This window comes from Nostoc sp. NMS2 (assembly GCF_017115105.1).
Lineage (GTDB): Bacteria > Cyanobacteriota > Cyanobacteriia > Cyanobacteriales > Nostocaceae > Nostoc.
Window position 1 is genome coordinate 45,879 of the sequence record NZ_JABXKH010000047.1, and the last position, 14,815, is coordinate 60,693.

Annotated in this window: 12 protein-coding genes; 7 read left to right on the top strand and 5 right to left on the bottom strand. The window is 43.2% G+C overall.

The genetic code is table 11. The annotated features are described in order from the left end of the window. The first annotated feature begins 43 nt into the window (after positions 1-43). A complete protein-coding gene (locus HWQ36_RS08095; protein WP_292700364.1) occupies positions 44-631 on the top strand; it encodes a Uma2 family endonuclease in 588 nt (195 codons plus the stop codon). 311 nt (positions 632-942) lie between these two features. On the opposite strand, the gene HWQ36_RS08100 is transcribed toward HWQ36_RS08095, so the two are convergent. From HWQ36_RS08100 to clpP, 3 genes are all read right to left on the bottom strand, one after another. Beyond that, a complete protein-coding gene (locus HWQ36_RS08100) occupies positions 943-1,860 on the bottom strand; it encodes an alpha/beta hydrolase (protein WP_292700366.1) in 918 nt (305 codons plus the stop codon). Positions 1,861-2,012: 152 nt separating this feature from the next. After that, positions 2,013-3,353, bottom strand: coding sequence for an ATP-dependent protease ATP-binding subunit ClpX (clpX, locus tag HWQ36_RS08105; RefSeq protein WP_292700369.1), 1,341 nt, complete (start codon positions 3,351-3,353; stop codon positions 2,013-2,015). A 9-nt stretch (positions 3,354-3,362) separates the two neighbouring features. Next, positions 3,363-3,995: an ATP-dependent Clp endopeptidase proteolytic subunit ClpP gene (gene clpP, locus HWQ36_RS08110; protein WP_292700498.1), complete on the bottom strand. Its 633-nt coding sequence runs from the start codon at positions 3,993-3,995 to the stop codon at positions 3,363-3,365. Between clpP and HWQ36_RS08115 the strand changes: the two genes are divergently transcribed. After that, positions 3,946-4,140 carry a hypothetical protein gene (locus HWQ36_RS08115; RefSeq protein ID WP_292700510.1) on the top strand — a complete coding sequence of 65 codons (195 nt, stop codon included), beginning with the start codon at positions 3,946-3,948 and terminating at the stop codon, positions 4,138-4,140. The genes clpP and HWQ36_RS08115 overlap by 50 nt on opposite strands. A gap of 317 nt (positions 4,141-4,457) precedes the next feature. Here HWQ36_RS08115 and tig read toward each other — a convergent pair whose 3' ends face one another. Continuing rightward, a complete protein-coding gene (tig, locus tag HWQ36_RS08120; protein WP_292700372.1) occupies positions 4,458-5,897 on the bottom strand; it encodes a trigger factor in 1,440 nt (479 codons plus the stop codon). A 1,009-nt stretch (positions 5,898-6,906) separates the two neighbouring features. Here tig and HWQ36_RS08125 point away from each other — a divergent pair. The 5 genes from HWQ36_RS08125 to HWQ36_RS08145 all read left to right on the top strand — a co-directional run bounded on the left by HWQ36_RS08125 (position 6,907) and on the right by HWQ36_RS08145 (position 12,752). Continuing rightward, complete coding sequence (locus HWQ36_RS08125; RefSeq protein ID WP_292700375.1) at positions 6,907-7,944, top strand: aspartate-semialdehyde dehydrogenase; 1,038 nt, start codon at positions 6,907-6,909, stop codon at positions 7,942-7,944. A 133-nt stretch (positions 7,945-8,077) separates the two neighbouring features. Beyond that, positions 8,078-8,962, top strand: coding sequence for a 4-hydroxy-tetrahydrodipicolinate synthase (gene dapA, locus HWQ36_RS08130; RefSeq protein WP_292700378.1), 885 nt, complete (start codon positions 8,078-8,080; stop codon positions 8,960-8,962). 280 nt (positions 8,963-9,242) lie between these two features. After that, positions 9,243-11,015: a ribonuclease J gene (locus HWQ36_RS08135; protein ID WP_292700380.1), complete on the top strand. Its 1,773-nt coding sequence runs from the start codon at positions 9,243-9,245 to the stop codon at positions 11,013-11,015. Positions 11,016-11,169: 154 nt separating this feature from the next. Next, positions 11,170-11,730 (top strand): Uma2 family endonuclease, encoded by a 561-nt coding sequence (locus HWQ36_RS08140; protein ID WP_292700383.1) that lies wholly within the window; start codon positions 11,170-11,172, stop codon positions 11,728-11,730. A 644-nt stretch (positions 11,731-12,374) separates the two neighbouring features. After that, positions 12,375-12,752, top strand: a complete 378-nt coding sequence (locus tag HWQ36_RS08145; protein WP_292700386.1) for a Mo-dependent nitrogenase C-terminal domain-containing protein — start codon at positions 12,375-12,377, stop codon at positions 12,750-12,752. 91 nt (positions 12,753-12,843) lie between these two features. Here the strand turns inward: HWQ36_RS08145 and HWQ36_RS08150 are convergent, their stop codons facing one another. Beyond that, the gene (locus HWQ36_RS08150) at positions 12,844-14,718 is read right to left on the bottom strand and encodes a caspase family protein (RefSeq protein ID WP_292700389.1); all 1,875 of its coding nucleotides are present in this window, start codon (positions 14,716-14,718) and stop codon (positions 12,844-12,846) included. Between the last annotated feature and the right edge of the window lie 97 nt (positions 14,719-14,815).

Here is a 14,815-nt window from a genome sequence, read left to right on the forward strand (position 1 = left end):
TGATTCACCTACTGATCAATCAAAGCAACTGTTGAGAGGCGATATGAGTATTCCACTTCTAGACCATCCCATACAAGAGAAACTTGTAACCGTAGCTAATGTTTCCTGGGAGGAATTCAAAGGTATAGAGGCACAGTTAAAGGACAACCGCAATGTCCGACTCTCTTATTTGTCAGGAATATTAGAAATTATGTCGCCCATTGGTGAAAAACATGAGTACGTGAAAAGAACTCTCAGCTACTTGCTAGAAGCTTACATGAGAGAGTTGGGCATCCGGTTTTACGGTCTTGGTGGCTTCACTCTTGAAGAACCTGGCTATGCTTCTGGCACACCCGACGAGTCTTACTGTATTGGCAGCAACAAAGAAACGCCAGACATTGTTATTGAAATCATTGTTACTAGTGGCACTATTAACCGTAAGGAGTTATTCAAACCGAAGAAAGTGCCTGAAGTTTGGTTCTGGAAATCTGACCAGATAAAAATATTCCGTTTAAATGCGGGTGGCGAATATGAGGAAGTACACCGTAGTGGTTTCTTCCCGAATTTAGACCCGGCTTTGTTGCTGCAATATATCGGACATCCTGACCAGTACGACGCTGTTGCCGAATTTGTGCAAGCTATCCGAAAATAACTTCTTGCAACTAACTTTGATGCGAGAACAGATTTGTTAGCAAAGTTTGTAAGTCAAATATCCCAAAACTGGCGTAAAAATCCTCTCTATTTCCCTCTCTCTGCGTCTCTGTGGTTTAGTTAATTTAACGTGAGTTCGACGGGCTATTTAGTAATTACCTAATTGGCGTAAATATTGAAACCTCTCCCTGATTTTACTACGCAAAACCGTCCCTCTCCGATTCGGAGAGGGACAGACTTGAACTTTAGTTCAAGGCAGGGAGAGGTTCGTCGAACTCACGTTAATTTATTTCTTGGAAATCCCACAATTTATTACACCTGGGCTTCTGGTATGGAAACTTGTAAAAACTCTTGCACCAGTTGCATATAAGTTGGAGCATCTTCCAACATTGGGAAATGTGCTGTGTTAGGAATCATCACAAATTCCACTTTGTCATTCAGTGCAGCTGCTTTACGCCCCATTTCGGCTGGAATAATTTTGTCATACTCCCCCGCAACAAGCAGAGTCGGCACTGTCAGCTTGGCAAACTCAAGCGGCATCACTTCAGATTGAGCCTTACTAACGGAAGTAAAAATTGTCCCTAAAGCTGCATCGTAATCCGCTTCGAGAAAATCTTGTAAAAAAGCTTGACGCTCAGAATGTGGTATTGAACTATATAAAAATCTCGCCATAAACATCCGGTCAACAAATGGAATTTTGCTTAACCACTTGGGACGGAACTTAACTACATAGCCACCGAATTTATGAAAAGCACTAAAAGATTTTTCGTCGTACTCAAAAATGCCGCTACAGGTGAGAATTCCTCGTTCCACTCGTTGGGGGTAGCGGTTAAAAAATAAAGCAGCAACAGAAGCGCCCATTGAATGAGCATTGATATAGACGCGCTGAAGATGCAACCCATCTAATAAAGCTGCCAAATCATCAGCGTATTCTTCTAATTCATAAGTCAACTCTCTGATTGCCTCTGATTCTTCTTGCAAAGACTCAGATTCGATAACAGCTTCACTTGCTTGGGCTATGGTTGGCTTTCCAGAAGAACGGCCAAATCCTCGCAAATCGTAGAGTAAACAATCAAATTGCTCTGATAAAGCATTAGCGGTATTTTGCCAATACCTAGCCGAACCAGCCCAACCATGCATAAAAACCATCACTGGTTTTACCAAAGAACCAGATGGTTTTTTCACCCATTCGTAGTAATGGTCAACGCCACGAACTTTAATATAAGGCATTTATCATTTGTCCTTTGTCAGTTGCCCTTGGTATATGGTTATTAGTCTTTAGTTTTTGACAAATAACCAATTACCAATGACTAATACTTCGACTTACCTCGGCTTCGCTCGGCACAAGTCGCTCAGTACAAGTGACCAATGACTAATGACTATTAAGCTGATTCTGGTTTCGGTAATGAAGATGGATGGATTATCAGTTCGGCAGTCGATCGCTTCTCGACCATCTCCCGTGTTACTGTACAACGTGTCACATCCTTACGGGATGGCAACTCGTACATTACATCCAGCATAAGTTCTTCGACAATGCCCCGCAGTGCTCTTGCACCAGTTTTACGGCGGTAGGCTTCTTGAGCGATCGCTCGTAAAGCATCTGCTTTAAAATCTAATTGGACATTATCCATATTCAGCAGTTTTTGGTACTGCTTCACTAAGGCGCTGCGTGGCTGGGTAAGAATCGCCATTAGCGCTTCTTCATCTAGCGGATCTACTACTGCTACCATTGGCACGCGCCCAATAAATTCAGGAATCATGCCAAATTTTACTAGATCGTCCGGCGCTAGATGGCGGAGAGTATCTGCTGCCCGTTTTTCCTTCGTTTGGCCTTCTCCAGGTTGCACAAAGCCTATTGCTTTTTTGCCAACTCTCTGATCCACAACCTTTTCTAAGCCTACGAAAGCACCACCACAGACGAACAAAATATTACTTGTATCAATCTGGATACAGTCTTGATAAGGATGCTTGCGCCCTCCTTGGGGTGGTACATTGGCGATCGTTCCCTCTAACATTTTCAGCAAGGCTTGCTGCACGCCTTCGCCAGAAACATCGCGGGTAATTGACGGGTTCTCACTCTTGCGAGCAATTTTGTCAATTTCATCAATGTAAATAATTCCTCGTTGCGCTTCCTCTATATCCAAATCTGCCACTTGCAACAGTCGCAGCAAGATATTTTCCACATCTTCTCCCACATACCCCGCTTCCGTCAGCGTCGTAGCATCAGCGACGGCAAAAGGTACATCCAGAATTTTCGCTAGGGTTTGCGCTAAGAGAGTTTTGCCGCAACCAGTTGGGCCAATTAACAAAATGTTGGACTTTTGCAGTTCTACAGCATCATCAGCCCCACCTTTGCCACTGGCTTTAGACTGAATGACTGCCAACCGCTTGTAATGATTGTAAACAGCTACTGACAGGACTTTCTTCGCTTCGTCTTGACCAATAACGTGTTCGTCTAGATACTTTTTAATCTCTCTTGGCTTGGGTATTTGATTAAACGAAATACTAGAAGATTGGGTACGCCGTTTTTGAGGTGGTTCTGCTCTTGGTGCTGGTTGTGCTGCCGCACCATTGGTATCGAGTAACTCCTCGTCTAGTATTTCATTACACAAGTCAACGCATTCATCGCAGATGTAGACTCCCGGCCCTGCGATTAATTTACGCACCTGCTCTTGAGACTTGCCGCAAAACGAACATTTTAAATGGGAGTCGTACTTAGACATACCAGCCTCTTATTTCAGAATGGTGACGTTTTCCCCTGCTGTGGGAAGATTTTGCCTGGAAATGACCTGATCAATCAAACCGTAGTTTTTGGCCTCTTCTGCCGACATGAAAAAGTCGCGCTCAGTATCTGCTTCAATTCTTTCTAAGGGTTGACCAGTATGATGAGCCATTAACTGATTCAACTTAGCCTTAACATAAAGAATTTCTCTGGCTTGAATTTCAATGTCAATAGCTTGACCTTGAGCGCCACCAAGTGGTTGGTGAATCATAATCCGGGAGTCGGGCAGAGACATTCGCTTACCGGCAGCCCCTGCTGTCAACAAAAATGCCCCCATGCTCGCGGCTAATCCAAAACAGATGGTAACAACATCAGGGCGAATTTGCTGTATTGTATCATAGATTGCCATCCCTGCGTAGACCGAGCCGCCAGGAGAATTAACATACATTTGAATGTCTTTCTCTGAGTCTTCGGAATCTAGGAATAACAACTGAGCCACAATTGAGTTGGCTACGGCATCGTCTATTGGCGTTCCCAAAAAGATAATCCGCTCTCGCAGCAGGCGGGAGTAGATGTCGAAAGCCCTTTCTCCCATGCCAGACTGTTCTACCACCATCGGCACGATGTTGCTAGGGCTGTTCAACTGGGAGTTAATGTTTATTCGACTTTGGTTGCTGATGGGTTGGTTTCCCGACTGCGATACAAGCATACAAGCTTTCTGTGACGATAATTTAGGACAAATGTTTCAGCAGCAAATGCTGCCTTTTCGACGAATGGAATTTTTATAGCTACGTGTTAACCATTATGCCTCATATAACTTGCTCTCGTGTAACACAGTATCAAGCTCAGTCCATAACATGTGTCACAATTTGCCAAAAATTCATTAACTCTTTAAATTATTTTGACTTTATTCCTGTGGGCATTGGGCACTTGTACTGAGCGACTTGTGCCGAGCGAAGCCGAGGTAAGTCGAAGTATTGGGCATTGGTTATTTTTCCCTCTGCTCCTTGCTCCCCCTGTCCCTGCTTCCTTATCTCCCTTACCTTACCCATTTCACCAGTACTTTAACTCAGGACTGGTGAACTTATGGCTTTGGGATTTTTTATTATCCTTCTGTGACTTCTGTGGAAGGTTCGCTGTTTTCTTCCTCTGTCTGAGATACATCAGCATCAGCATCTGATTCTGCGGCTTCCGTTTCCTCGGTGGGACTCAAGGAGCCTTCGGGTACAAGTTCAACTGAGGAATGTTCTAAGAGCCAATCAATGGTTTTTTCGGTTAATAGTTCGTTTTCCACAATTGAGCGCAATCTATCTTCATCAACATCCTGCTCCTCTGGGTACTGTTCCAAAAGTTCTGTGACTCTGGCTGCGGTTTCTTCTGGTGTTACCTCTATAGATTCGCGTTTACCGACTTCCCGCAAGGACAAGGAACGTTTGATGCGTTCGATGGCCTCAGTACGCGATCGCTCCCGCAATTGAGGAATAATATCTTGAGTAAACAACTTCCTTACATCTAATCCCTGCTGAGACAGCCGCATTGCTGTTTGCGTTAGCATTGCATCCACTTCTTGCTCAACCAAGGTTAGTGGTAAGTCAACTTCTACGTGCTTGAGCAGTTCCGTTAACAAGGCTTCCTGCTTATTTGTTTTTGTTTTGTCATCCGCCTCTTTTTGATATCGCTCTACCAAAGAAGCGCGTAACTCTTCTAAAGTTTCAAAATCGCTGATTTCCTGGGCGAAATCGTCATTTATTTCTGGTAGTTCCTTTTCCTTCAGTTCTTTGAGCGTCACTGTGAAAGTTGCCGCTTTTCCAGCTAAATCTTCATTAGCATAAGGATCTGGGAACTGCGCCGCAATTTCTCTAGTTTCTTCAGGATTCATCCCGACTATTCCCGAAATAAAGCCTGGAATAAACTTATCTTCCTGCAACTCAACTTGAAAATCAGTTGCTTCGGCTCCAGGAATAGGTTCTAGTTCAGCTGTTTCGTCTTCGCCTTCGCCTTTGGCGAATGAGCCTTTAAAATCAACTACGGCAATATCACCGATTTGGGCTGAACGTCCTTCCACAGGAATCAATGTCCCTAATTCTTGACGTTCCTTGTCGAGGGTACTATCCACTCGCTCTGGATCGTACTTGACTTCTTCAGCTTGGAAAACCAAATCAGTGTACTGCACTAGATTTACTTCTGGTTCTACATCGACAGCGGCCGAAATCGTCAGAGGTTTTCCAGGTTCATAATTATTAATCAAATCCTCAAAGGAGGAGCGCAATTGCGGCTGACCGATTGCCGGGATAGCTTCTTGTTTAACTGCTTGCTCAATGCCGTCTTGAATTAGTTCTTCCAGTGCTGCTGCCTTGATACGAGTTGTACCCAGCCTTTGTAGTAATATCGGCCGAGGTACCTTGCCTTTACGAAACCCAGGAATATTGGCAGTACTCGCTAAGTTTTTAATGACCTGTTCGTAAGTTTGCTTGGTAATTTCCGGCGTAATCTCTATTTCCAGGCCAATTTGGCTGGCGGGAAGTTTTTCCTGGGTAACTTTCATGCTTCGTCTCTAGTTTTCTGGTATTTTAATCTCCGAGTACACACAAGACGCAATAATTTTTCATGTTTATGGCTTGATGTCTCTTAGGGAGGAGGGGTGGTTGTCACAAGGCTTCATGACATCCAAAGATGGATGGTGTGTCTTGGCACAGAGATCCAGTTTACTGCTAATGACCAAGGACTTGACAATTTACCGTCATAACAATTATTGACACTCCCAGGGCTAAGAACATCTGGGGTTTTTTGCCTAATATTTGTAATAAGTGCTGAATCATTGCGGATTGGGAAGATTTTTACCCCTCTTCCCCAGTCCGTAATTTTCAGTTAGTCTGAATTTAGCACTGGAAAGTCAAGAATTAATTATTCGGTGGGCTAAGGAACTTCCAAATAAAAAATACTTAACTACTTCTTGTGGGGTGGGCAACATGAGCGCCTTTGTATGTGGGCGCTCATGTTGCCCACCCCACAAGATTGGGTAATTTATTTGTTGGAAGTCCCTAATACAGCGATACCCTGATTTTCAGCCAGTAGTTAGTACTTCAAAGTTATACCATTGAGTCTAGCTAATATTGTGGTATATGAGTAAATGTGCTGCCTAGCCGCATAGCTTAATTTTAGAGGTCGCCAATTTTATACCATCTTCATCATAGTACATTCATTATCCTGGCAACTCACTTTACAGCCAAGACGTTTATTCACCTTACAGGTCAAGCGTCTAAGTGCAGATATATCTATTTTTCTGCTAGATGGCGGTTTGTTGTATAATTACTATAATATAGTCTAGATAAATAGAAAAAGTTGGATGGCGGTTGTTGTAAAGTGAAACATCACTTAACTTAATTAAATAACCAAGAAAATAAATTTATTCAATCTATTAAAGATAGACTAAATTAGAGAAAATCTAAATCTATTCAAAATTTATTTTAAGACTGCGATCGCTATTTATATATAAACAAATTGTCAATTGTTCCAAAAAATTGCAGATAAGTCTCTTAAAGGAGGAAGCAAGTTTGTCGAAATCCTATCATTTAGCTATTTTGGGTGCTACTGGTGCAGTTGGCACAGAGTTGCTGGAATTATTAGAAAGCCGTAATTTTCCGATTGCTGACTTGAAGTTATTGGCATCAGAGCGGAGTGTCGGGCGATCGCTGCGGTTTAAAGGGGAAAATATCCCAGTAGAGCAAGTTCGCGATCGCGCCTTTGAAAATGTCGATATAGTACTAGCTAGTGCGGGTGGTTCTACATCTAAGACTTGGGCAGCAGTTGCCGTGGCAAAGGGTGCAGTGGTAATTGACAACTCCAGTGCCTTTCGGATGAACCCGGAAGTTCCCTTAATAGTGCCAGAAGTTAACCCACAAGCCGCAGCTAATCACCAAGGTATTATTGCTAACCCCAACTGCACAACGATTTTAATGGCTGTGGCAGTATGGCCATTGCATAAAGTGAAACCAGTGCAACGCATCGTGGCTTCAACCTACCAATCTGCTAGTGGCGCTGGTGCTCGAGCAATGGCAGAAGTCAAAACCCAAACAAGCGCTATACTACAAGGACAGCCGCCAGTTGCTGAGGTATTGCCTTACCCACTGGCATTTAATTTATTTCCCCACAACTCACCATTAAATGATTTGGGTTATTGTGAGGAAGAGATGAAAATGGTCAACGAAACCCGAAAAATATTTGGTACGCAGCAAATCAGAATCACTGCGACCTGTATACGGGTTCCGGTACTCCGCGCCCATTCAGAAGCCATTAATTTAGAATTTGAGACTCCCTTTAGTGCCGAGGAAGCCAGAGAAATTTTAAATTCCTCCCCTGGAGTGAAATTGGTTGAAGATTGGGAAACTAACCATTTTCCGATGCCAATTGAAGCAACTGGTAGAGATGAAGTTTTAGTGGGAAGAATCCGTCAGGATATTTCTCATCCTTGTGGGTTGGAATTATGGTTGTGCGGCGACCAAATTCGCAAAGGCGCAGCATTGAATGCAATACAAATCGCCGAGTTACTGGTAGAAAAAAATCTACTCAAACCATTAGCTATTAGTCATTAGTCATTGGGAAGTGACAAAGGACAAATGACAAATGACAAATGACAAATGACACTTGAAAGCAATTTGCAGATAGGTTATTACAATAGGAAACCACCAAGATACAAAAACATGGGCAATCAGGAGTGAAAACAGGGTGGGAGATTTTGGTAATGTTTTAACCGCTATGATTACACCGTTTAAAGCAGACGGTAGTGTCAATTATGATGTAGCGGCAGAACTGGCGGCGCATCTAGCTAACAACGGAACAGATACATTGGTAATGTGCGGCACAACAGGAGAATCCCCTACCCTGAGTTGGGATGAGGAATACCAGTTGTTTGTCGAGGTATTGCAGTCCGTGGCAGGAAAAGCCAAGGTAATCGCAGGTTGTGGTTCAAATTCCACCAAAGAAGCGATCGCTGCCACCCAAAAAGCGTCTAAGATAGGAGTACATGGTTCCTTACAAGTTGTTCCTTATTACAACAAACCGCCGCAAGCGGGATTGGAAGCGCACTTTCAGGCAATAGCACAAGCCTGTCCCGACTTACCATTGTTGTTATACAATGTGCCAGGTCGTACCGGACAAAACCTTCAGCCAGAAACAGTTGCCCGGTTAGCTGAGGTTAGTAATATTGTCGGGATTAAAGAATCCACTGGTAGCATAGATCAGGCAAGCGAAATTCGTCGCTTGACACCAAAAGAATTCCACATCTATTCTGGTGATGATTACATGACTTTGCCCTTGTTAGCGATCGGGGCAAAGGGTGTGGTAAGTGTGGCTTCTCATCTGGTAGGAAATCAACTACAGCAGATGATCCAAGCTTTTAGTGTAGGAAAAATTGAGGTAGCCAGTGAGATTCATCTCAAACTCTTCCCGTTGTTTAAAGCTTTATTTCTCACTTCAAATCCCATTCCAGTGAAAAAAGCACTGAAACTTCAAGGTTGGGAGGTTGGTTCAACTCGTCCGCCGCTATGTGAAGCTGACTTAGAAGTAAGTCAAAAGTTAGAAGCGGTTCTGAAAGAACTTAGTTTAATCTAGCCACCAGCTAGTTAAGCATTGGTCATCTACTGCTTTCTAAAGATACATATAAACAATGACCATAATTGTTCATAAGTTGCAATTTAAAAACCTGTGCTAGGACTGATAGATATACTATAAATCCTTATGTGTACAGTCGCTTTTATTGAATAAAAAATTGAAAATTTCAATTAAAACTTGATTGCTTTCAGACTGACTTAAGAAACAGATGATGTTGTCTTAAATACAAGGAAAGTTAACTATCAACTTAATTAACTACAAGTAACAATCTAAGGAGAAAATGGCTAACAACGAAGCTAATAATTCCGCCTTGAAAATTATTCCTTTGGGCGGTTTGCACGAAATTGGGAAAAATACCTGTCTTTTTGAGTATGACGATGAAATTATCCTGTTAGATGCAGGATTGGCTTTTCCCACAGAGGCGATGCATGGAGTAAATATTGTCTTGCCAGATACGACCTATCTGCGGGAAAATCGCCACAAAATTAAAGGGATGATCGTTACTCACGGTCATGAAGATCATATAGGCGGGATTGCTTTTCATCTCAAGCAATTTGATATCCCCGTGATTTATGGGCCCAGGCTAGCAATGGCAATGCTAGAGGGTAAATTGGAAGAAGCAGGAGTCCGCGATCGCACAGAAATCAGAACAGTTCTACCACGTGATGTAGTACGGATTGGCAAAAACTTTTTAGTAGAATATATCCGTAACACCCACTCCATCGCGGATAGTTTTACTGTTGCCATTCATACTCCCCTTGGTGTAGTCATTCACACAGGGGATTTCAAAATTGACCATACCCCAGTAGATGGTGAAAAGTTTGATTTGCAACGATTAGCAGAACATGGTGAAAAAGGCGTTCTTTGCCTGCTAAGTGATTCCACCAACGCTGAGATACCAGGATTTACACCTTCGGAACGTTCAGTTTATCCCAATCTGGAGAGAGTATTTAGTCAAGCCACTGGGCGATTATTTGTCACAACCTTTGCTTCCAGCGTGCATCGCATCAACATGATTTTGGATATCGCCAAGAAACAAAATCGCGTAGTGACGATTGTGGGGCGTTCCATGCTCAACTTGATTGCTCATGCCCGTAATCTAGGTTACATCAAGTGTGAAGATAATCTGCTGCAACCATTACACGCAGTCCGCAATCTACCTGATGAAAAAGTACTGATTTTAACTACAGGTTCTCAGGGTGAGTCAATGGCAGCAATGACCCGCATTGCTAACAAAGAACATCCTCATATTAAAATCCGCCAAGGAGATACGGTAGTATTCTCTGCTAACCCAATTCCCGGAAATACGATCGCTGTAGTCAACACCATTGATAAATTAATGATTCAGGGTGCAAAAGTGGTCTATGGACGCGATAAAGGGATTCACGTCTCAGGGCATGGCTGTCAGGAAGAACAAAAGCTGATGATTGCCTTAACTCGACCCAAATTCTTTGTGCCATTTCACGGCGAACATCGAATGCTGGTGAAGCACGCAGAAACGGCTCAGAGTATGGGTATTCCCGCAGAGAATATGATCATTATTCAGAATGGTGATATTGTCGAACTGACTGAAGATGCTATTCGCGTCGCTGGTAAAGTGCCATCTGGTATCGAATTGGTGGATACTACCAGTTCGGGTATGGTAAGTGCCAAAGTTTTACAAGAACGGCAACGCATGGCTTCAGAAGGGATTATCACGATCGCAGCTGCCATTGATTGGAATGGTAAACTGTTGGCGAAACCAGAAACTCACCTCCGGGGTGTAGTTACAAGTGTAGAGCGATCGCTGCTCCAAACCTGGGTAAAACAACGCATTGAAGAAATCCTCACCGTGCGCTGGACAGAATTTGCTCCTAGCGAAGGTGAAGCAGCAGATATAGACTGGGGTGGATTGCAAGGAACTTTAGAACGAGAATTGCAACGTTCCATCCGTCGGGAATTGCAATGTCAGCCATCTGTGACTTTATTGATGCAAATTCCTGATGAGCCACCCGTAAAAGTCGCCGATGGCAGAAGACGACGGACTCGGACTGCTGCTCAGGTAGCATCATAGGGAATTTAAGGTAAATTTCATCCAGAAGCGCAGAGACGTAGAATTTTTCTAATGTCTTTGCGCTTTGGCGTGAGATATAGTCTTTTATTATGGGTATAGAAGCCCCAGTAAAACAGTAAATAGTATTTGCCTATAGTTATTGGAGGCGATCGCTATGACTAAAACACCAATAAAAATTAGTACTCTTGAAGAATACATCAATTTTGATGATGGCACAGACAAGCGCTATGAACTTGAGAATGGGGTGCTGCTAGAAATGCCTCCTGGGACTGGTAAGCATGAGGCGATTATCACCTTACTCTTAGTTCGCTTCTTTTTAGAAATTCAAAAAATGGGACTGCCTTTACAACCTTGTCCTAACGGTACAGAGGTACTGACCAATAAACAACCCAGGCGACCTGATATTTGTGTGATTACCAACCAACAGGCACAAAGTATTGAGAGTACTTCGGCTATCCTCAAAACTGCTCCACCCCTTTTAGTTGAGGTGGTAAGTCCTGAATCTGTTGACCGGGACTATAACCAAAAAACTTCTAAGTATGCAGTTATTGGTGTGATCGAGTATTGGATTGTTGACCCCTTAAAAAATAAGGTGACAGTGTGTTTGCTAGACAATGATAGTTACAAGCAAACTGTGTTTACTGGAAACCAGCAAATTATTTCTCAAATATTCTCAGAACTAACCCTGACGGCCCAGCAGGTGCTTTCAGCTTAAGCTGAATTAGACAAACCTCTCCCTGCCTTGAACTTTCGTTCAAGTCTGTCCCTCTCCGACTCGGAGAGGGACGGTTTTGTGTAGTAAAACCAGGGAGAGGTTTCTGTATTAAGTTAACTAGCCTCTCTCTACTTCTAATACGATTTCACGAAATGCCTGATACAAACGATTTGTCTCTAATTCTGTCCCCCTGCTCGCCTGCTGACTATTTGTATCAACCTTAAAGTGAAATGGTATCAGGCATTCAGCCAGCAATAAACAGAACACACTTACGTGAGAAAGTGGGAACACGGAGAGGAAAAATGCCTTCTAGGGTATTACTGATGTTTATACTTAGCAAAAATACTTTTTGAAAAACCTTATATTAAGTTCTGTAAATGTTACACTAAAACCTATCCAATGATGGATGTCTTTATTAAAATTTAAACTGTGTCAAGTTATGAACAAGATCGTAATATTACACTACCGATCCCCATAAATTTGCGATTAACTTGACGTAGTAATAAATTAGGTTCTGACTTAAGTGGCTAATCAGGTATCACATTATATCGCAGTCAGGACGCGATTTTTCCGGGAAAGTTCGTTGCCACGTTGTATATATTCATCAAAAAGGTGAATAACCTCAATAATACAGAGGATTAACCATGAAGGTATTCGACAATACCACAAAAAAGATTTTTCTGGCAAGCTGGGTATCAATTAATCAAGCAGAGACTAGTGACCACAAAGTAACCCAGCTAAACCGTTCTATTTCTAAGCCTTACTGGGATATTCTCCAACCTTTACGGCAGCGTGTAGAAAACATTCAAGTCCGCGATCGCCAACTAGCTCACCGTTTGTGCAAACTGATCCCATCTCAGTGCCCCTTTGAGCGAGATGTCAAAGTATTTGGGAAAACCTTGTTTCACATTCCGCCCATGTGCAAACTTAACCCCTTATATGAAGAAGTGGTTGGTCTACGTTTCCGAGCGCTGTGCTATCTAGCCGATGAATGCGGCGAAGATATATCGCAGTACTGCTGAGGGAAAAGTGAGGAGTGAGGAGTAATGAGTGAAGAATTAACAATATAACTCCTAACTCCTAACTCCCTGCTATTTTTTTACTATTTTTTTACTATTTTTTTTGCCATTTTTGGATGGCATCCTGAGCATCTTCGTAAGCGCCTGTCTCCTCTGGCACTAGCGCAGCAGTTGCAATTGCAGCATTGCGATCTCCTTCGTTGGCACGACGCTTGGCCAGGTCTAAAATTTTCTCACTCCATTTATTGATCGATTTTTGGGCACTATCAAAGCCTGGTTGACCTGCTGGTACTTTCTTGGCAACTTCGATCGCCCGATTGTAGGTAGATGCCTGTCCAGACTTAATTAAGGCATTAGCTGCATCTAAAAGAGTTTTGTTACTCACATACTGCTTGCCCTCTAGCCGCCACAGGTTAATAGCTGCTTGTGCTTTGGCGTAGGGGGCTTCATCTTTGGTAATTAATCGCGCGGCGGCAATAGCGCTAGCATACTGTCTTTGTTTAGCACGACCCTCTGCTAAATCTAAAATCATTCGACTCCAAATCTTAATATTCTCCTGAGCTTGTTCGTATAGTGGTTCACCGGGTTTAATTTTCCGAGCTGTAGCGATCGCCATGCTCAAATCGCTAGCCTGAGTTTGTCTGAGCGACATTTTCGCCAAGTCTAATACTGCTTGATTCCGCTTTTTCGACTCGGAACTAGAGGTGATTTGGGCGCTAGATTGGTTGTTAAGTCTAACTACTGAAGCGCGATCGCTTGGTAAATTCTCGATCGCCTGGCGATCGCTAGTATTGGGCGACGTGCTTGATATTTGCTTAATTCTAAAAATTTCTTGATTGCGAAGAAAAACTACAGCGATTAAACCTGCTACTAGCAAGCTGCCTCCGCCCCACAAGAGAAACTGTTTCCAAAAAGGGAGGCTTGGCTGATTTGATGGCAATCGAGAGACGTAACCTTTAGAGGAATTGGGGATAAATCTTCCCCTGGGATTCTCTCCTAAAGAAGTTTCCGCCATTGGCTGGGAAACTAAGCTAGTAGCTAACTCTTGAGCTGGTTGACTTTTAGGCTTCTCGACCTTATAAGCCTTTACCTGCTGGGAGGAGTTGACAGTTGCTTCTCGCCATTTGCCGCGTTCTGCTGAAGTTCTAGGGTAATCGTCGAGGGGAGGGGCTGCAAGAGCAACAGCAAAGGATTCTTCGGGATAAATCACCGGATTTGCTTCAAAGTCACTTTCCATTGCCAATTCTGGCAAGATTACCTGCGCCCTTGATGGGATGATGGTGGCAGGGTTTTGGACAGGTCGCCAGTGGTGGTGACATAATTTTGGCACGATCAGACTTAGGTAACTTTCTAAATCTGACAAGTTACTGCCATTACCAGAACGTAAAGCTTCTAACAAAGCTGCTGTAAAGAATCCGTGACCTAATTCGCTACTTTCGTGGGAAAATTGCTCTGGTTGACAAGAAAGAATTGTCGCCAGTTGTAGTTCTTGGGCTAGTTCTATTGTTTCTTCACCAACGGGAGCATCTGCTTGAGTGCCAAAAGCGCGGTTGATATCGAGTAGTAGCAATACATTTAAGTCAGCAAGTTGGAGACTTTGCATTAGCGATCGCAATTCTATGCCAGTCTCTTGCACGAGTTCGGGGTTGCCCTCTGCTGGTATTAAGTAATCTTTGCCCTTGTAGTTGACTCCATAACCGCTAAAGAATAACCATAGATAGTCTTCCGGTTGCCAACTTCTCGCTGCCAAATCTTCAAGCAGCAGCAGAATGTTCTCTTTAGTTGGATAAGTTGATCGATCGCCAATTGGCGGCGAAGTATCCGTCATTAGAAGGCAATGTTTGGGGAGAAAGCCTGCCTCTGTCACCAAAAAATCCTCTAGTGCCTCAGCATCCGCTTGGGCACAACTTAAAGGTTGAAATAACTGATAGTGATTGATGCCAATCGCGATCGCCCAGTAATTTGCCATCCCGCTCTTTGTCAGTTATTGTTTGCTGGTCTTAAAATTGCGGTTGGCTTTGCCAAAAAAACAAAGCTAACCTATGTCTTATAGTCTAGGTGATTCT